Genomic DNA, 26,429 nt, shown 5'->3' on the forward strand with positions numbered 1-26,429 from the left:
ACGACATGGCCCACGTTTCAGACCTCATCGCGACCGACATCGACCAGTACCTGCGCAAGCATGAGCACAAGAGCCTGCTGCGCTTCATCACCTGCGGCAGCGTCGACGACGGCAAGAGCACACTCATCGGCCGGTTGCTGTACGAATCGAAGATGCTGTTCGACGATCAGCTGGCCGCCATCGAAGCCGACTCCAAGAAGTGGGGCACGCAGGGTGGCGAGATCGACTTCGCGCTGCTCGTCGACGGCCTGGCGGCCGAGCGCGAGCAGGGCATCACCATCGACGTCGCCTACCGCTTCTTCTCGACCGACCGGCGCAAGTTCATCGTCGCCGACACCCCCGGCCACGAGCAATACACCCGCAACATGATCACCGGCGCGTCGACGGCCGACGTGGCGGTGATCCTGGTCGACGCGCGCCGCGGGCTGCTCACGCAGACGCGCCGCCACAGCTACCTCGTCTCGCTGATGGGCATCCGCAAGGTGGTGCTGGCCATCAACAAGATGGACCTCATCGACTACTCGGAGAAGACCTTCCGCAGCATCGTCGAGGAATACCGCAACTTCGCTTCGCAGTTCGGCCTCGAAGACATCACCGCGATTCCGATGTCGGCGCTGCGCGGCGACAACATCATCGAGCACAGCGCCCGCATGCCCTGGTACCACGGCTCCACGCTGATGGGCTACCTGGAGACGGTGAGCGTCGGCGAGTCACAGCAAGCGAGCAGTGCCTTCCGCCTGCCGGTGCAATGGGTCAACCGGCCGCACCTCGACTTCCGCGGCTTCTGCGGCACCGTGGCCAGCGGCAGCATCAAGCCGGGCGATCGTGTGCGCGTGCAGCCCTCGGGGCGCGAGAGCCGCGTCGCACGCATCGTCACCGCCACCGGCGACCTGCCGATCGCGGTGGCGGGTCAGGCCATCACGCTGACCCTCACCGACGAGGTCGACGTCTCGCGTGGCGACATGATCTCGGCGGCCACCAGCCCCGCGGAAGTGGCCGACCAGTTCGAGACCACGCTCGTGTGGATGTCCGACGAAGCCATGCTGCCCGGCCGACCCTACCTGCTGAAGATCGGCACCCGCACGCTGAGCGCCACCATCACCGAGCCGAAGTACAAGATCAACGTCAACACGATGGAGCACCTGGCGGCCAAGAAGCTGGAGCTCAATGAGATCGGCGTGTGCAACATCGCGCTCGATCGCCCGATCGCCTTCGACGCCTACAAAGACAACCGCGACACCGGCGCCTTCATCCTCATAAACCGGATGACCAACAACACGGTGGGTGCCGGCATGCTGCACTTCGCGCTGCGCCGCGCACACAACGTGCACCTGCAGCCGGTCGACCTGGACAAGGCGGCACGCGCCCGCATCAAGGGGCAGAAACCGGCGGTGCTGTGGTTCACGGGACTCTCGGGTGCCGGCAAGTCGACGATCGCCAACATCGTCGACAAGAAGCTGCATGCGATGGGCCGCCACACCTACCTGCTCGACGGCGACAACCTGCGTCACGGTCTCAACAAGGACCTGGGCTTCACCGACGCCGACCGGGTGGAGAACATCCGGCGCGTGGGCGAGGTGGCGCATCTCTTCGTCGATGCGGGGATGATCGTGCTCACCGCGTTCATCTCCCCGTTCCGCGCCGAGCGGGCGCTGGCGCGCGGCCTCTTCGAGCAGGGCGAATTCATCGAGGTGCACGTCGACACACCGCTCGACGTGGCCGAGGCGCGCGACGTGAAAGGCCTGTACCGCAAGGCCCGGCGCGGTGAACTCCGCAACTTCACCGGCGTGGATTCGCCCTACGAGCCGCCGGAAGCGCCGGAGGTCCGCGTCAACACCGCGCAGCAGAGCGCCGAAGAAGCGGCCGACCTGGTGATCGAGAAACTGCGCTCGATGGGCCTGCTCGACTGAGGCCGGCGCGGAGCCGACGGGATGGTGGTGGCGCCTTCGGCACCGCCGCCATCACTTGAGCGTCTTGGCCTTGATCGGGAACATCCTCAGCCGGGCAGCGCGCACCATGTTGCGCAGGCCGAGATGGCGGGCGACGACGTCCTGCATCCAGTTGCCGAAGCCGTAGGTTTGCAGACCGACGCGGTGGCGTTTCACCGTGTTCTGCACCTTCAGCGAGAGAAGCGTCCACCAGCTCAGACGCGGTTGCGTCGGGTGCACGAGCTCATAGCCGCGTGCGGCCATCATCGGAGCGACGCGCGCTTCGATCAACTCGACATCACGCGGGCTCATGCTGCGACGCCACTGGTTCGCGAAGCGTGGCGAGGGCGGCTCGTAGGTGGTGCCGCTCAGGTCCATCATCTGCGGCTCGAACTCCAGGCCAAGGAACTCGCAGATCTGCGTCAGCACCTTCTCAGGCTCCGACACCAGCTCTTCGTAGCGCACTTCGATGTACTGCTCGGGCTTCAGACGGGGCAGCAGGCGGTCCCAGCTCTCTTCCGAGTTCAGCCAGGGTTCCAGCCCGTGGTACACGTTGCCGGAGAAGGAAGCCGCGACGGCCGACTTGGCGCAATCGCGCGCGTCGCGCAGCAGATGGATGAAGCGCGCCTGCGGAAAGATCTCATGCGCGCTGACGAAATTACGGTGGATCGACAGCGCGAGGCACGGCACGCCCTGCGCGTAGCGACTGACCAGCTCATGCAGGCGGTCGGGCACCGGCCCGGATGGCCCGAGCTTGTATGGCGAACTCAGAAAGCCGCGGTGGTCGCTGAAGAAGTCGTCGAGCTCTTCGGAGCTCATGGCCTGCGCTTCTGCAAGGCCCCCATCAACGCCGAAGGCATCGAAGAGGAAATCGAATTCGCCAGGATTCTTGAGGGACGAGTGCCTGTCCAGCATCAAGGTCAACAGCGTCGACCCAGAGCGAAGCGGGCCCGCCACAAAGACCAACGAGCAAGGCAGGCGATGGGGCGCCTGGGCTTGCATCACGTGGTCTCGCACTCCACGGCTGAGAGGGCTGGGCAGAACGTTCATCAATCTGGTTGACTGGATGATCAGCGCACCGATGGCGCCACGGTCACCGCAGCAAATGCGGAAGACTCATTTGCTTCGAGGGAAATTGTAAGACAAGGGGTCAGATGACACCCCCTTCATCCGAGCGTCTGACGTTCGAAATCCACACGTTTGCGCTGCGAAAAGCGGCACTGCGTCACACATCTGCAACGACTTTGACGTCCGTTTGCCGGTGACCGGTAGCGCCGCACAACTCGCCCCACGCCGCCACGACGGACCGGCCTTCCACTTCCTTCGAGTAGTGCGCATGCAGAAACGTGGCGTACGCGCTGGCTTGCTGCTGCAGGCGCTGCGGGTCTCGAGTGAACTCGGCCAGCACGGATTCCAGCGTCTGCGCGAAGCCCAGCACATCGCCCTGCGCGATGGGGTAGCAGTACTGCGGCAACATGAACTCGCGCGCTGCATAGCCGGTGTACCCGACCACGATGCAGCCGCTGGCCCCGGCTTCGAGCGGAGGGAGACCGAAGCCTTCGTCGTGGCAGGTCGACAGGAAGATCGCCGATTCACGCAACGACGTCGCCACGTCGGCTTCGCTCATGCCGTCGATGGGGCACAAGGTCCAGCCATCGAGCGAACCGCGCCCGCGCAGCATCTGCAACACCTGCACGATGCTGCCCGGCAACTTGCGGGGCATGAAGGCAATCTGCTTCTTCTTCTCGCCCTGCGAAGGGAAGAAGCGTGTGCCGTCAACACCGTTCGGCGTCAGCAGCACCGGCAGTTCACGAAAGGCGAACTTTAGGTAGTCGCAGATGTGCTGAGAGACACCTAACGCGCCGAGCACGTGCCCGCGGTAGATGAAGCCGTTCAACGGGTCCGAATGCGCGAATCCGGTGAACGTGTAGTGCGCGTTCTGGTTGAACACCACGAGCTTGGAGCCGAAGCCGCACGGCTGCAGTGCTTTGCCGAAGTACTCCGGCAGCACGATGATGTCGCTCGCACCGAGGCGTCTCTCGAGCGAGCGTTGGCCCGGCCGGGCAATCTCGATCTCGGGGCCAACCGGTGCAGTGAGCCAGGGAATCTGGTTCTTGCGTCGTGCGGAGCGGCGCAAGTCCCAGAAGCGCCGCTGCACCTTGACCTTGGCGACCGCGGCCGAAGAGTCGAACCACGAAGGCATCTTGGTTTCGAGCGCGAGCACGTAGGCATCGAACCCGCCCGCGTTCAGGGCCTCGACGTGGCGGAATATCTGCTTGATCCCGCCGGTCGGCTTGGGCGACCACGGGCAGATATAGAAGATGGTCAATTCGCGTCCAGTCGCTGAAATCGGTGGGGAGAGCGCGCCGCGAAGTGTGGACGTCGCGGGCAAGCCTTGTGCACCCCCCAACAACAGGGTTTTCCAGGGCGGGGGCCACGGCCATACTCTGCCCGGGCTGGGGCGACCGCCGCGGGCGCCGCTTCGGCCCGGCAACTGTGGTCATGGCGCAAGCCATGCATCCGCACGCAGCCCACGCACACGCACACGGCCTGTGCCATCGCGCTGACAAGCCAAGCCAACGCCCTGCACATCGGCCATGAATTTTGCCTCGCTCGAGTTCACCTACTTCCTGCTCATCGGTTTCACGCTTTACGCGCTGATCCGCAACCACGAAGTCCAGAACCTCCTGCTGCTGGCCGGCAGCTACTACTTCTACGCCTGCTGGGACCCGCGCTTCCTGATCCTGATCTGGGTGGTGACGGGTGCAAGCTTCATCGCCGGCCGCGCGATCGGGCAGACCGAAGACCACCGCAGGCGCATTCGCTACATCGTGGTCTACACGGTGTTCGCACTGACCATCCTCGGCTACTTCAAGTACTTCAACTTCTTCATCGACTCGGCGCAGACAGCGCTGCAGGCACTGGGCTTCAAGGTCAATCGCATCTACCTCGACATCGTGCTGCCGCCGGCGATCTCGTTCTACATCTTCGAGTCGCTGAGCTACATCATCGAGATCCACCAGCGCCACATGCCGGGCACCACCAAGCTACGGCACTACGCGCTCTTCATCGCCTACTTCCCGAAGCTCGTGGCCGGCCCGATCGAGCGCCCGGCGGTGCTGATCCCGCAGATCCAGAAGCCGCGCACCATCACCGAAGAGTTCCTCACCCGCGGCTGCTTCCTGATCCTGCTCGGGCTCTTCAAGAAGGTGGTGGTGGCCGACGGCCTGTCACCCACGGTCGACTCGGTGTTCAACAGCGTGCAGACGCCCAACGCCGCCGCGATCGTGCTGGGCAGCTACGCCTTCGCGCTGCAGATCTACTGCGACTTCTCCGGCTACACCGACATCGCGCGCGGCGTGTCCAAGCTCTTCGGCATCGAGCTCAGCCAGAACTTCCGCTTCCCGTATTTCTCGTCCAACCCGAGCGAGTTCTGGCGGCGCTGGCACATGTCGCTGTCGTCGTGGCTGCGCGACTACCTCTACATCCCGCTGGGCGGCAACCGCATCAGCGCCGTGCGCACCAAGGTCAACCTGATGATCACGATGCTGCTGGGTGGCCTGTGGCACGGCGCCGCCTGGAACTTCATCCTGTGGGGCGCGTACCAGGGCGGCCTCCTGATCGTGAACGACTTCATCAAGCCGCCGCTGCTGAGCGGGTGGAAGGCGCTGGTGGCGCGTGTGCTCGCCACCGTCGTGTTCTTCCAGTTCGTCTGCTACGGCTGGCTGCTGTTCCGCGCCAAGTCCTTCGAGCAGATCAAGGCCTTCACCGTGGAGCTGGTGACGCTCTCGCAGCCGCTTGCCGCCTCGGTGGCAAGACCGCCGCTGGCCGCCCTGCTGGGCGTCGCGATGCTGTGCCTCTACGATCTCGCCGCCTACCGGAGTGGCCGTGCCACCTTCTACCGCGCCTTGCCCGTGCCGCTTCGCGCCGCCTTCTACGCCGCCCTCGTGTTCCTCACGCTCATGGGCATGGCCAACGCCCGCAGCGCGTTCATCTACTTCCAGTTCTGACCATGGGCCTCCTGAAAACGATTCTGCTCGGGCGCAGCGCCAAGATCGTGCTGTGGGTCATCTTGTGGCTGGCCCTGGCCGATGTGGCCGTCAACGTCGCCTTCGGCTCGCGTTCAGCACGGCAAACCACCCTCGGCCGCTACTTCGAATATGGCCGCTCGGTGGAAGGCAAACTGGCCGAGGCCCTCAAGGAAGAACGCAAGAAAGGCTCGCTCCTGAGCGCCGGCTGGATCGACCCCGAGCTCTTGAAATCGGTCTCGTGGGACCGCAACGAAGGCACCGACCTGACGGTGGCCGTGTACGGCCAGTCGTTCTCGATGCAGGCCACCAACGCAGCCGTGGCGCTCGACGGGAAGATCACCTTGCGCGGCTTCGGCGGCCCGGGCGCACCGCCCAATCATTCCTATGCGGGCTACACGGCCGACACGCCGTTCCGCAAGGCCGACGTGGTGGTGTTCGGCGTGCTTTCGGCGAGCGTGCCCGACATGGGCTCGATATCCGGCCTGCTCTGGCAGTTCGAGAGCCCGGCGCCCTTCACCTTTCCGCGCTACCGCCTGGCGGGCACTCAGCTGACAGAGGTCACGCCCCTGATCCGCAGCGAGAACCAGTTCCGCCAGGCGTTCGGAAAAGAGGAGTGGCGCCAGTTCAAGCAGCAGCTGGCCACCAGCGACCGCGGCTACGACTGGTTCGTCTTCGACCAGTCACCGCTCGACCGTTCAGCGATCGTTCGCCTCGTGCGCCGCGGCTGGGTGGCGCACCACGAGTCCTACGACCAGGGCGTCTACGATTCACACAAAGGCTTCAACACGGAATCGGACGAAGTTCGCGTGCTGAAAGAGATGCTGGTCGATCTGCAGCGCCGCACACAGCAGCGCGGCGAACGGCTGATCGTGCTGCTGCTGCACACGCGAGGCCAGTCGGATCACCTGGCGCAGGCGATCGAACCCACGCTGAAGGCCGCGAAGATCGACTACATCAGCACCCACACGCTGTTCTCCGCCAACGACCCGACCAATTTCCTGCCCGACGGTCACTACGTGCCCACCACCAACCAGAAGCTTGCCACCGTGCTGGCCAGCAAGCTCCGTGGCCGAAACACCGATCGATAGACATACTCTCGCTCACACCATGCCGACAACCGTGCCCCAAATGCTCTACATCGCACCCGGCGACCCGTGGGACCGCTGGACCAACTCCGGCACCACGGTGGCGCTGATCGAGGGGCTGCAACGAAACGGTCGGCTCTTCGGCGCCCTGAGTCGCTTCGACACCGACCTCAAGGAGTTGCACGGCCGCAGCGCGACCCGCCAGTTGATGCGGCGCTTGCAGCGCAAGCTGGGGCACGCACATCAGCCGACGGACGACTCGTTGGCTACCGACGAGACAAGCCCGCTGCTCGCGCCCCTGCTGCGCAAGCTGCCCGAAGGCAGCTGGGTGATGTACCACTACGCCATTCCCAAGATCGACCGCTCGCTGCCCATCAAGCGCGTGTTGTTCCAGGACATGACGGTCGACGACGCCGTGCGCGCCGGCGGCTTCGGCTGGGGCTCACGCACGAAAGAGCAGATCGACGCAAGCCGGGCAGAGATCATCCAGGCCAACAAGGATGCGGACGCGATCGTGTCCTTCGGCAGCTTCGTGGCAGACACCATGCACGCGCAGTACGGCATCCCGAAGAGCAAGGTGTTCGCGTTGGGGGGCGGCCCCATCCGCCGCTGGGATCATCCGGTGCCGGCAGACCTCGCGCGCTACAAGAAGCGACAGATCCTCTTTTGCGGGCGCGCGTGGGAGCGCAAGGGCGGGCCCGTCCTGATCGAGGCGTTCCGCAAGGTTCGCCGCGAGTTGCCCGATGCCACGCTCACCGTGGTGAGCGCCGGCGCGCCCCCGCTCAACGAACCGGGCGTGGAGCAATTCGGGCATGCGAGCGACGAGAAGCTGCACGAGCTGTACGCCACCGCGTCGCTCTTCTGCATGCCCAGCATCTGCGAGTCGTGGGGGCTGGTCTATGTCGAGGCCGCCGCCCATGGCCTGCCGACGGCCAACTGGAGCAACTGGGCATTGCCCGACATCGTCGACCACAACGTGACCGGCGTGCTGAGCGACAGGCACGACGTCGACGGCCTTGCCGAAGCCATCATCGAAGCGCTGCGCGATCCAAAGCACCTGATGGACATGGGTCAGAACGCCGTCAAGCGTGTCCGTGACGTGCTGGATTGGCCCCACTGCGTGGACCGCCTGCTGGCAGCCACCATGCCCGACGCGCTGCAAGGGCGCGAGCCGGTGTGGATGCGGCCGAGATAACGATCTACCGCTGGAAAAGCAAACGGCCGGAGCGATCCGGCCGCTTGCTTTTGGAGGAGCGCAGTGTCAGCGGGCGCAGACACCGGTGGTCGCCGCCGAGCCGGTCACCACCACGTTGTTGCTGACCGTCGCACCTGGAGACAGGATGTTGGTGACGTAGCCCGAGGAACCGCTCGAGACACGGCAGACGGTGTTGTTCCGCACGACCGCGTTGCCATCGGCCTCGTCACCGTTGACGACCACGCCGCCGGCGCCAATCATGAAGCTGTTGAGCACGCCGCCCGTGGTGTTGATGGACACGTTGTCCTCGACCACGATGCCAGGCGCGGATTGCACCACGACTGCACTGCCGCCGTTGATCAGCTTGTTGTTGCGCACGATGGCGTTGCGGAACCACTCGGGCGTCGAGTAGCCCTGGGTGATGGACATCAGGTAGCAGCTGGGTGCAGAAGCGTCCTGCTCGATGGTGTTGCCTTCGATCAGCAGGCCGTCGATCTGGCCGTGGAACGTCATGTTGCCGCCGGTGCAGGTGCCGTTGAGCACCGAGTTGCGCACATAGCGGTTGTTGCGCAGGGTGATGTTGTGGCCGCCACCGATGTAGGTGCCGTGGTCGAAGATGCTGCCGCTGAAGTTGTTGGCTTCGAACAGGTTGCCCTCGATCAGCATGTTGTCGTAGTGACCCAGCAGGCCCATCGCACGGTTGTGGTGGACGTTGTTGTTGCGCAGGGTGATGCCCGACACGCCGTACGGAGCGCCATCGTTCGAGTTGATGGCGATGCGGAAACCGGTGATCTCGTTGTTCTCGAGGACCACGTCGCGCACGTTCTGGATGAACCAGAAAGCCCACTCGGCCGTGCCCATGCCGTCGAGCTTGAGGTTGCGAACCACGTAACCGCCGTCGTTGCTGGTATTGCCCCAGCCACCCCCGACGTTGAACATGTTGTTCGCACCGAGGCGCAACAACGGAGCGACACCCGTGCCGTAGGCATCGAAGGTCAGCGGCGCTGCGGCCGTGGTGTTGGGGTTCTCCAGCATCAAGGTGAAGTTCGCCCATGCGCCACCGCGGTTGAACAGCAGGCGGGTGCCGGCAGGCAGCGCGTTGACGTTGATGCCGGACAGGTTCTGCTTCGGCGCCGCCTGGGTGCCGGGGTTGCTGTTGCTGCCCGGGACGCAGCCAGCGGCAGCGCCAGCTTGGCAATCGGAGAAGTAGTAGGTCGGCGCTGCGCCAGGGGCGGGAGCCGGTGCGGGACTCGGCGCTGGTGCTGGGCTCGGTGCCGGAGCAGGACTCGGTGCCGGAGCAGGACTCGGTGCTGGAGCAGGACTCGGTGCGGGAGCAGGACTCGGAGCCGGAGCCGGACCGGGTGCGGGCGCCGGGGCAGGGCCGGGAGCGGGCGCCGGATTCGGCGCAGGAGGCGTCGGCGAGGTCACCGGGGGGATCGGGGTCCCGCTCGTCTCGTTGACATCACCACCGGCACCACAGCCGGCAAGAGAGGCCAGAGCAGCAACCGAGAACCAGAGCGTGGTCGTCTTGAGCGCCGTTTTGCGTGCAGTCATATTCTGTGTTTCTCGCAGCCGTCTCGATGGCGGACGACGTTGCAGATTGCATGCCGGCGGTTTCAGCCTCGAATCTTGACCAGTTTGGTCACGACTCTCAGAGAGGTCGCCAGCCCTAGGCTGATGGGCTGACATTATTCGGGCGGACAGTGCCGCTCACGCGGCGCAATTGTCGCAAGAGGTAAACAGGCTCAAGCGCCCAGTCTGCGGGCGATAGCCTGCCCTCACATCGCTGGATGGCTCGGTTTTACGAGAGCGATGCCTTCCCGGTCATCGGCGTTTGGGCGCATTCCTCGGCCGCGCGCTTCTTGCCCACGAGCAAGGCTCTTCGTTGGTACGCGCGCAGGAAGGCCCGGAACTCCGGGTCCTGGTAGCGCGGCTTGCCCTGCAGGAAGCTGTAGATCCAACCCCAGAGGATGGTCAGCTGGCCCAGCACATAGGGCTTCTGGTTCAGGCGCGACACGACGCTGGCCGTGAGGAACAGCAGGCCAGTGCCCATGTAGTACTGGCCGTAGCCCTGGCGGTAGCGGCCGGTGTAGATGCCCTTGTGGCTGGCGCCCATGGTGCGCAGGTGCACGAAGCGCAGCTCGGGCTCGTCCCAGCTGATGGCCGTCCAGCCTTTCATGCGGCACTTGTGGCCGTCGATGCCGTCCCAGCCGACTTCACGCACGAAGCCGCCGATGTCCTTGAAGCACGACACGCGGTAGAACTTGGTCATGCCCAGCGAGTTCTCGTCGCCGTGGCGCTCGCTGATGAGCTCGCCGTTCTCTTCGAGGTACGCCTTGCCGCTGCAGGTGCCCAGGCGCGGGTTGGCGGCCATGCGGTCGACGAGGATCTCGAAGTAGCGCGGCGGCAGGCGCAGGTCGAGGTCGAGCTTGCAGACGAAGTCGTAGTCGTCGGGGATGATGGCGGCGTAACCGCTGTAGAACGCATCGACCACGCCAGGCCCCACCGCACGGTGGCCGCGATCGGCACGCGTCACGATCTCGATCCACTCGTGCTTGTTCGCATACTCCTTGAGAATCTCTGGCGTCTCGTCGGTCGAGCCGTCGTCGACGATCACCCACTTGGTCGGACGCAGCGACTGCGCGACCACGGTGTCGAGCGTCTGTCGCATGTAGTCGGCTTCGTTGCGACACGGCGAAATCAACACGTACTTGGCGGGCTTCTCACGCATGGCGGCTTTCATGGGGTGATCATGTGCACTTCGATCCCCCTGTACACAGGGGGAAGTCACAGCAAGGGCTTGCTGGCAACATGCCGCATCGCCTGCGACAGTCAGTGCCTCGAAATTGTAGACAGCGCAGGCTGTGCGACACCCCCGCAACTCGGGCGGTTCACGCACCTCCAACCCGCGAGAAACAGTGACTTCGCGCACGACAATCGCCACCCAACACCAGCGGAGTAGAACGAGTGAAAGTAACGATCATCGGGACGGGCTATGTGGGTCTCGTCACGGGCGCCTGCTTGTCGGAGATGGGCAACCACGTGGTGTGCCTGGACGTCGACGCGAAGAAGATCCAGGTGCTCAACGATGGCGGCATCCCGATCTACGAGCCGGGCCTGAAAGAGGTCGTCCAGCGCAACGTCAGCGCCGGCCGCCTGCAGTTCACGACCGATGTGCAACTCGCGGTCAACCACGGCACGCTGCAGTTCATCGGCGTGGGCACGCCGCCCGATGAAGACGGCTCGGCCGACCTGCAGTACGTGCTGGCCGCCGCCCGCAACATCGGCCGCTACATGACCGACTACAAGGTGGTGGTCGACAAGAGCACGGTGCCCGTGGGCACGGCCGACAAGGTGCGCGCCGTCATCGCCGAAGAGCTGGCCAAGCGCGACAAGCAGGTCGACTTCGCCGTCGTCTCCAACCCCGAGTTCCTGAAGGAAGGCGCCGCTGTCGAAGACTTCATGCGCCCCGACCGCATCGTGGTGGGCGCCGACGACGAGCGCTCCATCCTGCTGATGCGCGCCCTGTACGCGCCGTACATCCGCAGCCACGAGCGCCTGCTGGTGATGGACGTGCGCAGCGCCGAATTCACCAAGTACGCCGCCAATTCGATGCTGGCCACCCGCATCAGCTTCATGAACGAGCTGGCGCTCCTGGCCGAGAAGGTCGGTGCCGACATCGAGCTCGTGCGCAAGGGCATCGGCAGCGACCCACGCATCGGCTACCAGTTCCTCTACGCCGGCACCGGCTACGGCGGCTCCTGCTTCCCGAAGGACGTGAACGCGCTGATGCGCACGGGCAAGGAGTACGGCATCGACCTGAAGGTGCTGAACGCCGTCGACCGTGCCAACCAGCACCAGAAGACCGTGCTGGTCGAGAAGGTCGTCGCTCGCTTCGGCGCAGACCTCACCGGCCGCCGCTTCGCGATGTGGGGCCTCGCCTTCAAGCCCAACACCGACGACATGCGCGACGCGCCGAGCCGCGACGTGATCCAGGCCCTGGCCGAGCGCGGCGCCACCATCGTGGCCTACGACCCGGTGGCCGCCGAAGAGGCCCATCGCGTGCTGAGCCACGTGAAGTCGCTGCAGATCGTCGACAACGTGGCGGCCACGCTGGAAGGCGCCGATGCGCTCTTGATCCTCACCGAATGGCGGGAGTTCAAGAGCCCCGACTTCGACCAGATCAAGCGCCTGCTGAAGCAGCCCGTCATCTTCGACGGCCGCAACCTCTACGAGCCCGCCCTGATGCGCGACCTGGGCTTCGACTACCGTGGCATCGGCCGCGGCACCGCGCAGCTCAAAGCGGCCGAATGAGCCTCAGCACTTGATGCCGACGTGCAGCGCCACCACCCCGGCGCTGAGGTTGTGCACGTCCACGTGCCCAAAGCCCGCCGTCTTCATCATGGCCTTCAGCTCCTGTTGGCCCGGGTGCATGCGGATCGACTCGGCCAGGTAGCGGTAGCTGTCGGAATCCCCGGCGATCAGCTTGCCCAGCGCCGGCAGCACCTTGAACGAGTACCAGTCGTAGGGCTTCTGCAGCGGCGCAGCGACCTTCGAGAACTCGAGCACCAGCAAGCGCCCGCCCGGGCGCAGCACACGGCACATCTCGGCCAGCGCCCGGTCCTTGTGGGTCATGTTGCGCAGGCCGAAGGCCACGCTCACGAGGTCGAAGCTGCCGGTGGCAAACGGCAGCGATTCGGCGTCGCAGATCGACGTCGGCAGCGCGAGCCCCTTGTCGAGCAGGCGGTCGCGCCCCTGGCGCAGCATGGCTTCGTTGATGTCGGTGTGCACCACGGTGCCGCGCTCGCCCACTTTCTTGGCGAAGGCTTTCGCGAGATCGCCGGTGCCGCCAGCGAGGTCGAGCACCTTGTCACCCTCGCGCAGAGCTGCCACGGCCACCGTGTACGCCTTCCAGGCGCGGTGCAGGCCGAGGGACATCATGTCGTTCATCACGTCGTAGCGCGACGCCACCGAATCGAACACACCGCGCACCTTGCCGGCCTTCTCGGCCTCGTCGACGGTCTGGTAGCCGAAATGCGTGCTGCTCATGCTCGAACTCCAATCAATGGTGATGGCCGCAGCCGGGGGCGGCTGGCGCCGGCATCGCGTCGTCGCGGCTGGCGCCGGCCTGGCGCAGGCGCTCTTCGTAGTCGCGCCAGAGCTGTGCCTCTTGCGAGCCCAGGAAGTACAGGTACTCCCAGGAAAAGATGCCGGTGTTGTGACCGTCTGAAAAGGTCGGCTGCACGGCGTAGTTCCCCACCGGCTCCAGCGACACCAGTTCCACCAGTCGCTTGCCGGTCTGCAGCGTCTCCTGCCCCGGGCCGTGGCCCTTGACCTCCGCCGAGGGCGAATACACCCGCATCAGCTCGAACGGGATGCGGAACTGCTGCCCGTCGGCGAAACCCACCTCCAGCACGCGTGACTGCTGGTGCACGGTGATCGAGGTCGGCTGCGGAGCGGGCATGGGCACGTGAACGGGTGGTGAGACGGGCAGTGTAGACCAGCGCACCGCCTGCCTGTGCTATAAGGTGAACACCTTATTTTCGTGCTCATCAGCAGGCCTCGCCATGACCGCCCCCTTCGATTTCCAACCCATTCACACCGCCATGAAGCGCTATGTCGACGGCAACCTGCTGGCGGGCGTCTCGTGCGCCGTACTGCGCGGCCAGGACCTGCTCGACGTGCACCACGTGGGCCTGGCCGACAAGGAGAACGGCGTGCCCATGCGCGACGACACCATCTTCCGCGCCTTCTCCAACACCAAGCTCGTCGCCACGATCGCGGCGCTGCAGCTGCTCGACGCGGGCAAGTTCCAGCTCGACGACCCAATCGAGCGTTTCATCCCCGCGCTGGGCAACCGCCAGGTGCTGCGCGAGGGCGCCACCTCGCTCTCCGACACCGAGCCGGCCACCCGCCCCATCACCATCCGCCAGCTGATGAGCCACAGCTCTGGCCTGAGCTACGGCCTGCTCGACCCGGGCACGCTGCTCTTCAAGGCCTACGCCGAACGGCAGGTGCTGTCGCCGCTCCTGAGCCTCTCGCACATGATGGAAGCGCTGTCGGGCCTGCCGCTCGCGAGCCAGCCCGGCACCCGCTGGGAGTACTCGGTGGCAAGCGACGTGCTGGCCCGTCTCGTCGAGGTGGTGAGCCGAGAGCGGTTTGGCGACTACCTCCAGGCCCACATCCTCGAACCGCTGGGCATGGTCGACACGAAATTCGTCGTGCCCGCCCAAGACCTGCCGCGGCTGGCCGCGATGTATGCGGGTGCCGCGCCGACCAACCCGATGGCGCCGGGTCTGACCCGCGCCGACGACTGGCCCTACCCCAAGGCCTTCACCGTGCCCGTGCCCAGCCAGTCCGGCGGCGGCGGCCTGGTGACCACCCTGCCCGACATGGTCGCGCTGATGCGCAGCCTGATGCCGGGCGGCAAGGCCCTGCTCAAGCCCGAGACACTCGCGCTGATGATGAGCAACCAGCTGCCCGAAGGCGTTTCGATCCGCTTTCCGACCGTCGGCCCGGTGCCGGGCAAGGTCTTCGGCCTGGGCGGCGCGATCACGGTCAAGCCGAGCGCCTACGACCCGCCCGGCGGCCTGGGCGAATTCGAATGGGGCGGCATCGGCGGCACGCACTGGTGGATCAACCCACGGCACAACATCGCAGGCCTCGCGATGACGCAGCGCCAGCACGGGTTCTGGCACCCGTTCTCGTTCGAGTTCAAGCGCCTCGCCTACGCGGCGCTCGGGCACTGATCAGGCGGAGCGCGCCGCCCCATCCAGTGCCGCCACCACAGCTTCGTCCAAGGTCCCCAGCGGCATGGCCAGCCGGGCCACCGCCGGCGGCGTGACCTCACGCTGCTTGGCGCCCCAGATCGGCTGGGGGAAGTGGCTGTCCCAGTCGAAGCGGGCGACTACATGCCAGTGCAGATGCGGGACCATGTTCCCGAAAGCCGCCAGGTTGACCTTGGTCGGTCGCAGCTGGCTCAAGAGCACCTTCTCGACCACCGCGACCAGCTGCATGCAGCGCTGGCGCTCCGGCCCTGGCAGCTGGGAGAACTCGGCCACGTGCCGCTTGTAGATCACCCGGTAGAAGGCGGGGAAGGCCTCATCGTTCACCCGGATCACACGCCAATCGCCCTGCTGCCACAGCAGCTGGCCTCCAGCGTGCTGACAGAGTTCGCATGCCTGCGGTGCATCAGGAAGGGGCTGAAAGACGTGTGTCATGGTCACATTGTTGCGGGGATTGTCAGGCAGGCGAAACCGCATGAAAGTCGGCACGCTCGCGCGCACGCCGGCCGCGATGCAGTCGGAACACCCATCACACAAACCCGCCGCACCAAGGGAATTCCTTGAGCACCGCAACTTCGCACGACCTGATCTTCGACGTCGGCACCCACCGGGGAGAAGACACCGAGTTCTACCTGAAGCTGGGCTACCGCGTGGTGGGCATCGAAGCCAACCCCGATCTGGCCGCCGAGCTGAAGAGCCGCTACCGCCAGGAAATCGAACGCGGCACCTTCGCCATCGTCGACAAGGCCATCAGCGAGACGCCGGGCACGATCAGTTTCTGGGTCAACAAGAAGCTCTCGGTCTGGGGCACCGCCGACCCCCAATGGGCCGAGCGCAACCAGGGCATGGGCGCCGACTCGGAAGAGATCAAGGTCGAGAGCATCCGTTTCTCCGAGGTGATCGAGCAGCATGGCTGCCCGCACTACCTGAAGATCGACGTCGAAGGCGCCGACATGCTCTGCGTGCACGGGCTCGAAGGCATGAGCTGCCGCCCGACCTACATCTCGGTCGAATCGAACAAGACCTCGTGGCGCGGGCTGCTGGACGAGTTCGACACCTTCGAGCGCCTCGGCTACCACCGCTTCAAGGTCGTCGACCAGCGCCTCCACCGCGACGGCCAGTACAAGGCGCTCGACGGCAGCATGGTCCATCACCAGTTCGTCGGCGGCACCACCGGCCCCTTCGGCGAAGACCTCGAAGGCCCGTGGCTGACCCGGCAGCAAGCGATCCGCGCCTACATCCCGATCTTCATCCTCTACAAGACGCTGGGCGACAACACGCTGCTGCGTCGCCTGCTGAAGAACGTGCCCGTCCTGCGCCGCCTGGTCGACAAGGTGAGCTGGTACGACACGCACGCCAAGCACGGCTGAGGCGCCTTGCGGCGCGGGCGCTCGATAAGATGTCCCACCCCATCTCCCTCGAGCGCACCCCATGACCGCACCCCTCCTGAACCGACGCCTGCTGGGCATCGCCCTTGCAGGCGCTCTCGCCGCCCCTGGCCTCGCCTTCGCCGACACCTGGCCCAGCAAGCCCGTGCGCTGGGTCGTGGCCTACCCGGCCGGCGGTGGCTCCGACTTCCTCGCCCGCCAGCTCGCACCGCAACTCGGCAAGCAGCTCGGCCAGACGATCGTGATCGACAACCGCCCGGGCGCGGCCGGCATCATCGGCACCGACAACGCGGCCAAATCCCCACCCGACGGTTACACCATCGTCACGGGCGACAACGGCGCGATGGTGTTCCACAGCGCGATGTACAAGAAGCTGCCCTACGACCCGAAGGACCTGGCGCCCGTGGGCTTCATGGCGCGCTTCCCGCTGATCCTTGCCGTCAACCCGGGCGCGGGCTTCACGAGCGGCAAGCAGCTGCTCGACGAGCTGAAGAAGAACCCCGGCAAGTACAGCTACGCCTCGCCCGGCATCGGTAGCCCGCACCACCTGGCGATGGAGCTCTTGAAGGACCGCACCAAGAGCTTCGTCGTGCACGTGCCCTACCGCGGCACGGCGCTCGCGGTGCAAGACGTGATCTCCGGGCAGGTGCCGATGATGGTGCTCGACACCGCCGCCGGCCTGCCGCAGATCCGCAGCGCCAAGGTCAAAGCACTGGCCGTGATGTCGAAGAAACGCATCCCCTCGCTGCCCGACGTGCCCACGCTCGACGAGCTGGGCGTGAAGGACTTCGAGGTGACCGCCTGGCAGGGCCTCTTCGTCCCGAAGGGCACGCCGGCCGACATCACCACGCGCCTCACGGCCGAGATGAACAAGGCGATCGCCACGCCCGAGGTGAAGGCCAAGCTCGAAGACTTCGGCCTCGAAGTGACCCCGTCCGACGGCCCCGCACTCGCGAGCTTCCTGCAGAAGGAAACCACCTTCTGGCACGCGCTCATCAAGGAGCGCGGCCTGTCGGCGGAATAACTAGACCAGCACGCGCTCGATGCCGCCGTCGTTCGCGCGTTCCACATACTCGGGCATCCAGTCGGGCCCGAGGATCTGGTTGGCCATCTCGACGACGATGTAGTCGGCTTCGAGCAGGCCGTTCTGCAGGTCGTTGCCGTAGCGGCTCAGGCCTTGCAGGCAGCTCGGGCACGAGGTGAGGATCTTCACGTCGGCCTTCTCGGCCACGGCGCCGGTCGCACGCAGCTGGGCCTCCCCCTTGCGCAGCTCTTCTTCCTTGCGGAAGCGCACCTGCGTCGAGATGTCGGGCCGGGTCACCCCCAGCGTGCCGCTCTCGCCGCAGCAGCGCTCGTTCTTCAGCACGTTGTCGCCGACGAGGGCCTTCACCGTCTTCATCGGGTCCTGCAGCTTCATCGGGCTGTGGCAGGGGTCGTGGTAGAGGTAGCCACCACCGCCTTGCAGCGTGATGTTCTTCTCCAGCAGGTACTCGTGGATGTCGATGATGCGACTGCCCGGGAAGATCTTGTCGAACTGGTAGCCCTGCAGCTGGTCGTAGCAGGTACCGCAGCTCACCACCACGGTCTTGATGTCGAGGTAGTTGAGCGTGTTGGCGACGCGGTGGAAGAGCACCCGGTTGTCGGTGATCATCTTCTCGGCCTTGTCGAACTGGCCCGAGCCGCGCTGCGGGTAGCCACAGCACAGGTATCCCGGCGGCAGCACGGTCTGCACGCCGGCATGCCACAGCATCGCCTGGGTCGCGAGGCCGACCTGCGAGAAGAGTCGCTCCGAGCCGCAGCCCGGGAAGTAGAAGACGGCCTCGGTGTCAGCGCTCGTCTTCTTCGGGTCGCGAATGATCGGGACGTAGTTCTTGTCCTCGATGTCGAGCAGCGCACGCGCCGTCTTCTTCGGCAGGCCACCCGGCAGCTTCTTGTTGATGAAGTGGATCACCTGCTCCTTGATCGGCGCGGTGCCCACCGTCGACTTCGGCGCAGCCGTCTGCTTCTTCGCGAGGCCGCGCAGCAGGTTGTTGGCGGCACGCTGGGCCTTGAAGCCCACGTCGACCATGCCGGCGCGCAATAGCTTGATCGTCTCGGGATTGGTGGCGTTGAGCATCAGCATCGCCATCTTGTTGCCCGGGCGGAAGCTCTTCTTTCCCATCTTGCGCAAGAGGTTGCGCATGTTCATCGACACGTCGCCGAAATCGATGTTGACCGGGCACGGCGTCAGGCACTTGTGGCAGACGGTGCAGTGGTCGGCCACGTCTTCGAACTCGGCCCAGTGCTTGATGGAGACGCCGCGGCGCGTCTGCTCTTCGTAGAGGAACGCTTCGACCAGCAGCGAAGTGGCGAGGATCTTGTTGCGCGGGCTGTAGAGCAGGTTCGCGCGCGGCACGTGCGTCGCGCACACCGGCTTGCACTTGCCGCAGCGCAGGCAGTCCTTCATCGACGCGGCGATGTCGCCGATGTCGCTCTGCTGCATGATCAGCGACTCGTGCCCCATCAGGCCGAAGCTCGGCGTGTAGGCGTTGGTCAGGTCAGCCTTCAGAGAGGGATCGCGCAGCAGCTTGCCCTTGTTGAAGCGCCCTTCGGGGTCGACACGCTGCTTGTAGGCGGTGAAGTCGGCGATCTCCTCGTCGGTGAGGAATTCGAGCTTGGTGATGCCGATGCCGTGCTCGCCCGAGATCACGCCGTTGAGCGAACGCGCGAGCTTCATGATGCGGGCCACGGCCTCGTGCGCCGTCTGCAGCATCTCGTAGTTGTCGCTGTTGACCGGGATGTTGGTGTGCACGTTGCCGTCGCCGGCGTGCATGTGCAGCGCCACCCACACGCGGCCGCGCAGCACTTCCTTGTGGATCCGCTGGGCTTCGGCGACGATGGGCTTCAGGGCCGAGCCGGCGAAGATGGACTGCAACTTGGCACGGATCTGCGTCTTCCACGACGCGCGCAGCGAATGGTCCTGCAGGTCGGCGAAGTACGTGCGGCCGCTCTGGGGGTGCATGTCGTCGAGGTGGTGCAGCCAGTGGCTCCACAACTCGCGCACCTCGCGCAGCAGCGTCAGCGCCTGCTGCACACGGTCTTCGAGCAGCTCGGCGCTCGCGATCTCGCCCGCGTCGTCGCTCTTGCCCAAGGGCAGGTTGCCGCGCTGGAAAAAAGCCTCCAGTGCATCGACCAGCGCCAGCTTGTTGCGCAAGGAGAGCTCGATGTTGATGCGCTCGATGCCGTTGGTGTACTCGCCCATGCGCGGCAGCGGGATCACCACGTCTTCGTTGACCTTGAAGGCGTTGGTGTGGCGGCTGATGGCCGCCGTGCGCTTGCGGTCGAGCCAGAACTTCTTGCGTGCATCGGCGCTCACCGCCACGAAGCCTTCGCCGGCTCGGCCGTTGGCCAGGCGCACCACCTCGCTGGTGGCGCGCGCCACGGCGTCGGGGTCGTCACCGGCAATGTCGCCGATCAGCACCATCTTCGGCAGGCCGCCGCGCTTGCTCTTGGTCGCGTAGCCCACGGCCTTGAGATAGCGGTCGTCGAGGTGCTCCAGGCCCGCGAGGATCGCGCCGCCGGGCTTCTTCGCTTCGGCGAACATGAAGTCCTTGATCTCGACGATCGAGGGCACCGCGTCGTGCGCATTGCCGAAGAACTCCAGGCACACCGTGCGCGTGTGCGCCGGCATCTTGTGCACCACCCAGCGGGCGCTGGTGATGAGGCCGTCGCAGCCTTCCTTCTGGATGCCGGGCAGGCCGGCGAGGAACTTGTCGGTCACGTCCTTGCCCAGGCCTTCCTTGCGGAAGGTGCGGCCGGGGATCTGAAGCGTCTCGGTGCGCTCCAGCGTCTTGCCGCTGGCATCGAAGTAGCGCAGTTCGAAGGTTGCGGTCTCGACATCGTGGATCTTGCCGAGGTTGTGGTCGAGGCGCACCACCTCCAGCCACTTGGCTTCGGGCGTGACCATGCGCCAGGAGGCGAGGTTGTCGAGCGCGGTGCCCCACAGCACGGCCTTCTTGCCACCGGCGTTCATCGCGATGTTGCCGCCGATGCACGAGGCCTCGGCCGAAGTGGGGTCGACGGCGAAGACATGGCCGCCGCGCTCGGCGGCATCGGCCACGCGCTGCGTGACCACGCCGGCTTCGGTCCAGATCGTTGCCACCTCGCGGTCGAGGCCCGGCAGCCTGACCATCTCGATCTCGGTCATCGCCTCGAGCTTCTCGGTGTTGATGACCGCGCTGTTCCAGGTCAGCGGCACGGCGCCGCCGGTGTAGCCGGTGCCGCCCCCACGCGGGATGATGGTGAGACCGAGTTCGATGCAGCTCTTCACCAGCGCCGCCATCTCGGCTTCGGTGTCGGGCGTGAGCACGACGAAGGGGTACTCGACGCGCCAGTCGGTCGCGTCGGTCACGTGCGACACACGCGAGAGCCCGTCGAACTTGATGTTGTCCTTCGCCGTGTGGCGGCCGAGCACCTTGGTCGCACGGCGGCGCAGCTCGGCCGTCTTGTCGAACAGATCGGCGAAGGACTTCACCGCCGCATGGGCCAGCGTCAGCAGTTCGCCCACCGACGCATCCCGCACGCCATCGCCCTCGGGCTTTCGGCGCGCCTGCACCTCGCCCAGGCGATGGTTCAGGGCGTCGATCAGCTGCTTGCGGCGGCGCGGGTTGTCGAGCAGGTCGTCTTGAAGATACGGATTGCGCTGCACCACCCAGATGTCGCCCAGCACCTCGTACAGCATGCGCGCCGAGCGGCCGGTCTGGCGCTCGTCGCGCAGCCGGTTGAGGAGTTCCCAGGCCCGCGAGCCCAGCAGGCGGATGACGATCTCGCGATCCGAGAACGACGTGTAGTTGTACGGAATCTCGCGCAAACGCGGCGCGTGAGGCGCGGCATGTGCCGCGGCAATCTGGTCGAGCGGAATGGGTGCGTTCATGGATTCCAGGCGACCCTCTCGCCTGCTCAGCACTTGGACGCGAATGATACCGCCCGCCTCCAGGGCACCCGGGGCGCCCACCACTTGGCCCTGTCGGCGGGTTATCCCCGTTGATCAGCTTGCACGCGCACGACATAAACACGCCTGTCACGAGCTCGACTCAAACTGTCGGGCTGGCCAAAAGCCAGTCCTGACCCATCCCCGGAGACTCCATGAAAAAGATCGCTCGCATTGCTCTCGCCGCCCCCCTCTTCGCGCTCGCCCTGGCCGCCCCCGCACAGGCCCAGGTCGAAATCCAGTGGTGGCATTCCATGACCGGCGGCCTCAACGACTGGGTCGTCGACCTGGCCAACGGTTTCAACGCCAGCCAGAAGGACTACAAGGTCGTGCCCACCTACAAGGGCCAGTACGACGAGTCCATGACCGCCTCGATCGCCGCCTTCCGCGCCGGCAACGCACCGCACATCGTGCAGGTGTTCGAAGTGGGCACCGCCACCATGATGGCCAGCAAGGGCGCCATCGTGCCGGCCGGCAAGGTGCTGGCCGATGCCGGCTACAAGTTCGACCCGAAGGGCTATATCTCCGCCGTGGTGGGTTACTACACCGCACCCAACGGCCAGATGCTGAGCTACCCGCTCAACAGCTCCACCACCGTGCTCAACTACAACAAGGACGCCTTCCGCAAGGCCGGCCTCGACCCCAACAAGCCGCCCGCCACCTGGCCCGAGCTCGTGTCGGCCGCGGCCAAGCTGAAGGCCTCGGGCGTCACCTGCCCCTTCACCACCAGCTGGCAGGGCTGGACGCAACTCGAAAGCTTCTCGACCTGGCACAACACGCTCTTCGCCAGCCAGAACAACGGCTTTGGCGGCAACAGCGCGCGTTTGCAGGTCAACAGCCCGCTGCACGTACGCCACATCGAGAACCTCGCCAACATGGCCAAGCAGGGTCTCTTCATCTACCGCGGCCGCAACAACCTCGGCGATGCGCCCTTCTACTCGGGTGAATGCGCGATGGCCACCGCCTCGTCGTCCACCTACGCGACCATCAAGAAGACCGCCAAGTTCGACTTCGGCATCGCGCCCCTGCCCTACTACCCCGACGTGCCCGGGGCACCGCAAAACACCGTGATCGGCGGCGCCTCGCTGTGGGTGATGTCGGGCAAGAAGCCGGCCGAGTACAAGGGCGTGGCCGCCTTCTTCAACTACCTGAGCGACCCCGAGGTGCAAGCCAAGAGCCACCAGCGCACCGGCTACCTGCCGGTCACGATGGCCGCCTTCCAGCTCACCGAGAAGTCGGGTTTCTACAAGCAGAACCCGGGCACCGACACCGCGGTCAACCAGATGATCCGCAAGACCACCGACAAGTCGCGCGGTGTGCGCCTGGGCAACATGGTGCAGATCCGCTCGGTGGTGGATGAAGAGCTGGAGCAGGTCTGGTCCGGCAAGAAGGGCGCCAAGGAAGCGCTCGACAGCATCGTGAAACGCGGCAACGAGCTGCTGGAGCGCTTCGAGAAGGCCAACAAATAAGCCACCGTGGCCTCCGAAAAGCGAGTCGTCTTTCGCTCCGCCTGGCTGCCCTGGGTGCTCGTCGCACCCCAGGCGGCCGTGATCGGTGCCTTCTTCTTCTGGCCGGCGGCGCAGGCACTGCTGCAGTCGTTCCAGCAGTCGGACGCCTTCGGCACGTCCACCGAGTGGGTGGGGCTCGAAAACTTCCAGCGCCTCTTTGCCGACGACACCTACGTCGCGAGCTTCAAGACCACCGCCGTCTTCTCGGTGCTGGTCGCGGGGCTCGGCCTGAGCCTGTCTCTGCTGCTCGCGGTGTTTGCCGACCGGGTGGTGCGCGGCGCGCTCGTCTACCGCACGCTGCTGATCTGGCCCTATGCGGTGGCGCCGGCGGTGGCGGGCGTGTTGTGGCTCTTCATGTTCGCGCCCTCCATCGGCATCGTGTCGTATGCATTGCGGGCCTTCGGCATCGACTGGAACCACCTGCTCAACAGCGAACATGCGATGACACTGATCGTGCTGGCCGCGGTGTGGAAGCAGATCTCGTACAACTTCCTCTTCTTCCTCGCGGGCCTGCAAAGCATTCCGCGCTCGCTGATCGAAGCCGCCGCCATCGACGGCGCGCGCCCGTGGAGGCGCTTCTGGACCATCCAGTTCCCGCTGCTCTCGCCCACCACCTTCTTCCTCTTCGTGATCAACGTGGTGTATGCCTTCTTCGACACCTTCGCCATCGTCGACGCGGCCACGCAAGGCGGCCCGGGCAAGGACACCGCCATCCTCGTCTACAAGGTCTACTACGACGGCTTCAAGGCGCTGGACCTCGGGGGCTCGGCGGCACAGTCGGTGGTGCTGATGGGCATCGTCATCGCGCTCACCGTCATTCAGTTCAGGTTCGTGGAAAAGAAAGTGAGCTACTGAGATGGTGGAACGCAGACCCACCCTCGGCATCCTTGCCCACGTCGTGCTCATCCTTGGCGTGCTCATCGTCGCCTTCCCGCTCTATGTGACCTTCGTGGCGTCCACGCAGACGGCCAACGAAATCCTGCAAGCCCCGATGTCGCTCGTGCCGGGCTCGCACCTGGTCGAGAACTACGTGGCCGCGCTCAAGGGCACCGGCATGGGCGCGGCATCGAACGCGCCGGTTGGCCGCATGATGTTCATCAGCCTCGTCACGGCACTCGTGATCGCCCTCGGCAAGATCGCGATCTCGCTGCTGTCGGCGTTTGCCATCGTCTACTTCCGCTTCCCGTTCCGCATGGCCGTGTTCTGGGCCATCTTCGTCACGCTGATGCTGCCGGTGGAGGTGCGCATCGGGCCCACTTACCAGGTGGTGTCCGACTTCGGCATGCTGAACACCTACGCCGGGCTCACCGTACCGCTGATCGCCTCGGCCACCGCCACTTTCCTCTTCCGGCAGTTCTTCCTCACCGTGCCCGACGAGCTCGCCGAAGCGGCCCGCATCGACGGTGCCGGCCCGATGCGCTTCTTCCTCGACGTGCTGGTGCCGCTCTCGGCCACCAGCTGCGCCGCACTGTTCGTCATCCAGTTCATCTACGGCTGGAACCAGTACCTCTGGCCGCTGCTCGTGACCACCGATGAAAGCATGTACCCGGTGGTGATCGGCATCAAACGCATGATCAGCGGCGGCGACGCCGCCACCGACTGGAACATCGTCATGGCCACCGCCATCCTCGCGATGCTGCCGCCCGCGGTGGTGGTGCTGCTGATGCAACGCTGGTTCGTCAAGGGCCTGGTCGATACCGAGAAATAAAACATGGGCGCCATCTCACTCCGCAAGGTCATCAAGCAGTACGGCAAGGGGCCGAAGGCCAACCAGGTCATCCACGGCGTCGACGCCGAGATCGCCGATGGCGAGTTCATCGTCATCGTCGGGCCCTCGGGTTGCGGCAAGAGCACGCTGCTGCGCATGGTCGCGGGCCTGGAAGAAATCTCCGGCGGCGAGATCTCCATCGGCGGGCGCGTGGTCAACGACGTCGAGCCGTCGGAGCGCGACATCGCGATGGTGTTCCAGAACTACGCGCTCTACCCGCACATGACCGTGTTCGAGAACATGGCCTACGGCCTCAAGATCGCCAAAGTGCCGAAGGACGAGATCAAGACACGTGTCGACAAGGCCGCCGCCATCCTGCAGCTCGCGCCGTTTCTCGCGCGCAAGCCGCGCGAGCTGTCGGGCGGGCAGCGCCAGCGTGTGGCGATGGGCCGCGCCATCGTGCGGCAGCCGCAGGTGTTTCTCTTCGACGAGCCCTTGTCCAACCTCGACGCCAAGCTGCGCTCGCAGACGCGCATCGAGATCCGCAAGCTGCATGCGGACCTCGGCGTGACCTCGCTCTTCGTCACGCACGACCAGGTCGAGGCGATGACGCTCGCGCAGCGCATGATGGTGATGAATGCCGGCCGCATGGAACAGTTCGGCACCCCTGAAGAGGTGTACGCACGCCCGGCCACCACCTTCGTCGCAGGCTTCATCGGCTCGCCGCCGATGAACCTGATTCCCGGCCGGGTGGAAGGGCAGAGCTTCCTGCTCGACGGGCTGAGCCTGCCACTGCCGGCCCCGGCACCACGCCAAGGCGAATTGATCCTCGGCCTGCGGCCCGAACACGCGAGCGCCGCCACGAGTGGCTGGCCGCTCAAGGTGGAGCTGGTCGAGATGCTCGGCGCCGAGCGGCTGGTGCACGGCCTGCTGGGCCATCACCCGTTCACGCTGCGGCTGGAGGGCACGGCGGTCGCACCTGAGACCGGCAGCACCGTGTCGCTGCACGTGCCGCCTTCGCAGGTGCACTGGTTCGACCCGGCCACGCAGCAGCGGGTGGACGCGGCATGAACGACTGGCCCTATCCGAAGTGGATCGCCCACCGCGGCGCAGGCAAGCTCGCCCCGGAGAACACGCTCGCCGCCTTCCGGCTCGGCGCCTCGCACGGCTACCGCGCCTTCGAGTGCGACGTGAAGCTCTCTGCCGATGGCGTGCCCTTCCTGCTGCACGACGCGACCCTGCAGCGCACCACACCCGAAGAAGGCGTGGCGGCCGATCGCAGCTGGTCGGAGCTGTCGCGCCTCGATGCGGGCGGCTGGCACAGCCGCGCCTTTGCCGGCGAGCCTTTGCCAACGCTCGACGCCATCGCCACGTACTGCATCCGCAACCGCTTCGCGCTCAACATCGAGATCAAACCGACCCCGGGCCACAACGAAGCCACCGGGCGGGTGGTGGCCGAACACGCCGCTGCGCGGTGGGCCGGTGAAACGGTGAAGCCGCTGCTGAGTTCCTTCCAACCGGACGCCCTGGCCGCCGCGCGCGCGGCACGCCCCGAGCTGCCGCGTGCCCTGCTGCTCGACAGCCTGCGCGACGGCTGGCTCGCCGAAGCGCTCGGCCTCGACTGCGTGGCCATCGTGGCCAACCACCGCGTGCTCGATGCCGACGTGATCGCGCAGGCGCATGGGCGAGGGTTGCGCGTGCTGAGCTACACGGTCAATGAATCCGACGATGCACAGCGCCTTCTCGATGCCGGCATCGACGGCGTGATCACCGACGCGGTGGACCGTTTCCCGCCTTTCTAGAATCGGCGGGCCGGCTCGAAGAAGCCGGTA

Annotated in this window: 21 protein-coding genes; 13 read left to right on the forward strand and 8 right to left on the reverse strand. The window is 65.7% G+C overall.

Annotated elements, in window-relative coordinates:
• The first annotated feature begins 5 nt into the window (after positions 1-5).
• Positions 6-1,910, forward strand: a complete 1,905-nt coding sequence (gene cysN / locus RXV79_RS20640; protein ID WP_316699985.1) for a sulfate adenylyltransferase subunit CysN — start codon at positions 6-8, stop codon at positions 1,908-1,910.
• 51 nt (positions 1,911-1,961) lie between these two features.
• On the opposite strand, the gene RXV79_RS20645 is transcribed toward cysN, so the two are convergent.
• Entirely contained in the window at positions 1,962-2,978 is a 1,017-nt protein-coding gene (locus RXV79_RS20645) for a sulfotransferase family protein (RefSeq protein WP_316699986.1), read from the reverse strand.
• Positions 2,979-3,153: 175 nt separating this feature from the next.
• On the reverse strand, positions 3,154-4,320 hold the full coding sequence (locus tag RXV79_RS20650) for a glycosyltransferase (RefSeq protein WP_316699987.1): 1,167 nt from the start codon (positions 4,318-4,320) through the stop codon (positions 3,154-3,156).
• A gap of 205 nt (positions 4,321-4,525) precedes the next feature.
• Between RXV79_RS20650 and RXV79_RS20655 the strand changes: the two genes are divergently transcribed.
• The 3 genes from RXV79_RS20655 to RXV79_RS20665 are packed head-to-tail and all read left to right on the forward strand — an operon-like array spanning position 4,526 to position 8,239.
• A complete protein-coding gene (locus RXV79_RS20655; protein ID WP_316699988.1) occupies positions 4,526-5,938 on the forward strand; it encodes an MBOAT family O-acyltransferase in 1,413 nt (470 codons plus the stop codon).
• A 2-nt stretch (positions 5,939-5,940) separates the two neighbouring features.
• On the forward strand, positions 5,941-7,047 hold the full coding sequence (locus RXV79_RS20660; protein ID WP_316699989.1) for a single stranded DNA-binding domain-containing protein: 1,107 nt from the start codon (positions 5,941-5,943) through the stop codon (positions 7,045-7,047).
• Positions 7,048-7,066: 19 nt separating this feature from the next.
• The gene (locus tag RXV79_RS20665; protein ID WP_316699990.1) at positions 7,067-8,239 is read left to right on the forward strand and encodes a glycosyltransferase family 4 protein; all 1,173 of its coding nucleotides are present in this window, start codon (positions 7,067-7,069) and stop codon (positions 8,237-8,239) included.
• A 66-nt stretch (positions 8,240-8,305) separates the two neighbouring features.
• Here the strand turns inward: RXV79_RS20665 and RXV79_RS20670 are convergent, their stop codons facing one another.
• Positions 8,306-9,274 carry a right-handed parallel beta-helix repeat-containing protein gene (locus RXV79_RS20670; RefSeq protein ID WP_316699991.1) on the reverse strand — a complete coding sequence of 323 codons (969 nt, stop codon included), beginning with the start codon at positions 9,272-9,274 and terminating at the stop codon, positions 8,306-8,308.
• A gap of 766 nt (positions 9,275-10,040) precedes the next feature.
• A complete protein-coding gene (locus RXV79_RS20675) occupies positions 10,041-10,982 on the reverse strand; it encodes a glycosyltransferase (protein WP_316699992.1) in 942 nt (313 codons plus the stop codon).
• 224 nt (positions 10,983-11,206) lie between these two features.
• On the opposite strand from RXV79_RS20675, the gene RXV79_RS20680 reads away from it, so the two are divergent.
• Positions 11,207-12,553, forward strand: coding sequence for a UDP-glucose dehydrogenase family protein (locus RXV79_RS20680; protein ID WP_316699993.1), 1,347 nt, complete (start codon positions 11,207-11,209; stop codon positions 12,551-12,553).
• A gap of 3 nt (positions 12,554-12,556) precedes the next feature.
• Here RXV79_RS20680 and ubiE read toward each other — a convergent pair whose 3' ends face one another.
• Together ubiE and RXV79_RS20690 are read right to left on the reverse strand one after the other, a co-directional pair.
• Positions 12,557-13,288 carry a bifunctional demethylmenaquinone methyltransferase/2-methoxy-6-polyprenyl-1,4-benzoquinol methylase UbiE gene (gene ubiE, locus RXV79_RS20685; protein WP_316699994.1) on the reverse strand — a complete coding sequence of 244 codons (732 nt, stop codon included), beginning with the start codon at positions 13,286-13,288 and terminating at the stop codon, positions 12,557-12,559.
• A 13-nt stretch (positions 13,289-13,301) separates the two neighbouring features.
• On the reverse strand, positions 13,302-13,703 hold the full coding sequence (locus tag RXV79_RS20690) for a gamma-butyrobetaine hydroxylase family protein (RefSeq protein WP_316704171.1): 402 nt from the start codon (positions 13,701-13,703) through the stop codon (positions 13,302-13,304).
• A gap of 103 nt (positions 13,704-13,806) precedes the next feature.
• Here RXV79_RS20690 and RXV79_RS20695 point away from each other — a divergent pair, with 103 nt between their 5' ends.
• Positions 13,807-14,988, forward strand: a complete 1,182-nt coding sequence (locus RXV79_RS20695) for a serine hydrolase domain-containing protein (RefSeq protein WP_316699995.1) — start codon at positions 13,807-13,809, stop codon at positions 14,986-14,988.
• Here the strand turns inward: RXV79_RS20695 and RXV79_RS20700 are convergent, their stop codons facing one another.
• Complete coding sequence (locus tag RXV79_RS20700; RefSeq protein WP_316699996.1) at positions 14,989-15,459, reverse strand: HIT family protein; 471 nt, start codon at positions 15,457-15,459, stop codon at positions 14,989-14,991.
• 125 nt (positions 15,460-15,584) lie between these two features.
• Here RXV79_RS20700 and RXV79_RS20705 point away from each other — a divergent pair, with 125 nt between their 5' ends.
• Both RXV79_RS20705 and RXV79_RS20710 read left to right on the forward strand, forming a co-directional pair.
• Positions 15,585-16,394 (forward strand): FkbM family methyltransferase, encoded by an 810-nt coding sequence (locus RXV79_RS20705; RefSeq protein ID WP_316699997.1) that lies wholly within the window; start codon positions 15,585-15,587, stop codon positions 16,392-16,394.
• Between the two features lie 61 nt (positions 16,395-16,455).
• The gene (locus RXV79_RS20710; RefSeq protein ID WP_316699998.1) at positions 16,456-17,436 is read left to right on the forward strand and encodes a Bug family tripartite tricarboxylate transporter substrate binding protein; all 981 of its coding nucleotides are present in this window, start codon (positions 16,456-16,458) and stop codon (positions 17,434-17,436) included.
• Here the strand turns inward: RXV79_RS20710 and RXV79_RS20715 are convergent, their stop codons facing one another.
• Positions 17,437-21,324 carry a DUF3683 domain-containing protein gene (locus RXV79_RS20715; RefSeq protein ID WP_316699999.1) on the reverse strand — a complete coding sequence of 1,296 codons (3,888 nt, stop codon included), beginning with the start codon at positions 21,322-21,324 and terminating at the stop codon, positions 17,437-17,439.
• A gap of 212 nt (positions 21,325-21,536) precedes the next feature.
• On the opposite strand from RXV79_RS20715, the gene ugpB reads away from it, so the two are divergent.
• From ugpB to ugpQ, 5 genes are read left to right on the forward strand one after another with little or no spacing between them, the layout of a single operon-like run.
• The gene (ugpB, locus tag RXV79_RS20720) at positions 21,537-22,850 is read left to right on the forward strand and encodes a sn-glycerol-3-phosphate ABC transporter substrate-binding protein UgpB (protein WP_316700000.1); all 1,314 of its coding nucleotides are present in this window, start codon (positions 21,537-21,539) and stop codon (positions 22,848-22,850) included.
• 6 nt (positions 22,851-22,856) lie between these two features.
• Entirely contained in the window at positions 22,857-23,744 is an 888-nt protein-coding gene (gene ugpA / locus RXV79_RS20725; RefSeq protein ID WP_316700001.1) for a sn-glycerol-3-phosphate ABC transporter permease UgpA, read from the forward strand.
• 1 nt (position 23,745) lies between these two features.
• Positions 23,746-24,597: a sn-glycerol-3-phosphate ABC transporter permease UgpE gene (ugpE, locus tag RXV79_RS20730; RefSeq protein ID WP_316700002.1), complete on the forward strand. Its 852-nt coding sequence runs from the start codon at positions 23,746-23,748 to the stop codon at positions 24,595-24,597.
• Between the two features lie 3 nt (positions 24,598-24,600).
• Positions 24,601-25,668 (forward strand): sn-glycerol-3-phosphate import ATP-binding protein UgpC, encoded by a 1,068-nt coding sequence (locus RXV79_RS20735; protein ID WP_316700003.1) that lies wholly within the window; start codon positions 24,601-24,603, stop codon positions 25,666-25,668.
• Complete coding sequence (ugpQ, locus tag RXV79_RS20740) at positions 25,665-26,399, forward strand: glycerophosphodiester phosphodiesterase (RefSeq protein ID WP_316700004.1); 735 nt, start codon at positions 25,665-25,667, stop codon at positions 26,397-26,399. Before RXV79_RS20735 ends, ugpQ begins: the two co-directional genes overlap by 4 nt.
• The last annotated feature ends 30 nt before the right edge of the window (positions 26,400-26,429 follow it).

Origin of the sequence: Piscinibacter gummiphilus (assembly GCF_032681285.1) — a bacterium.
GTDB classification, from domain to species: Bacteria; Pseudomonadota; Gammaproteobacteria; order Burkholderiales; family Burkholderiaceae_C; genus Rhizobacter; species Rhizobacter gummiphilus_A.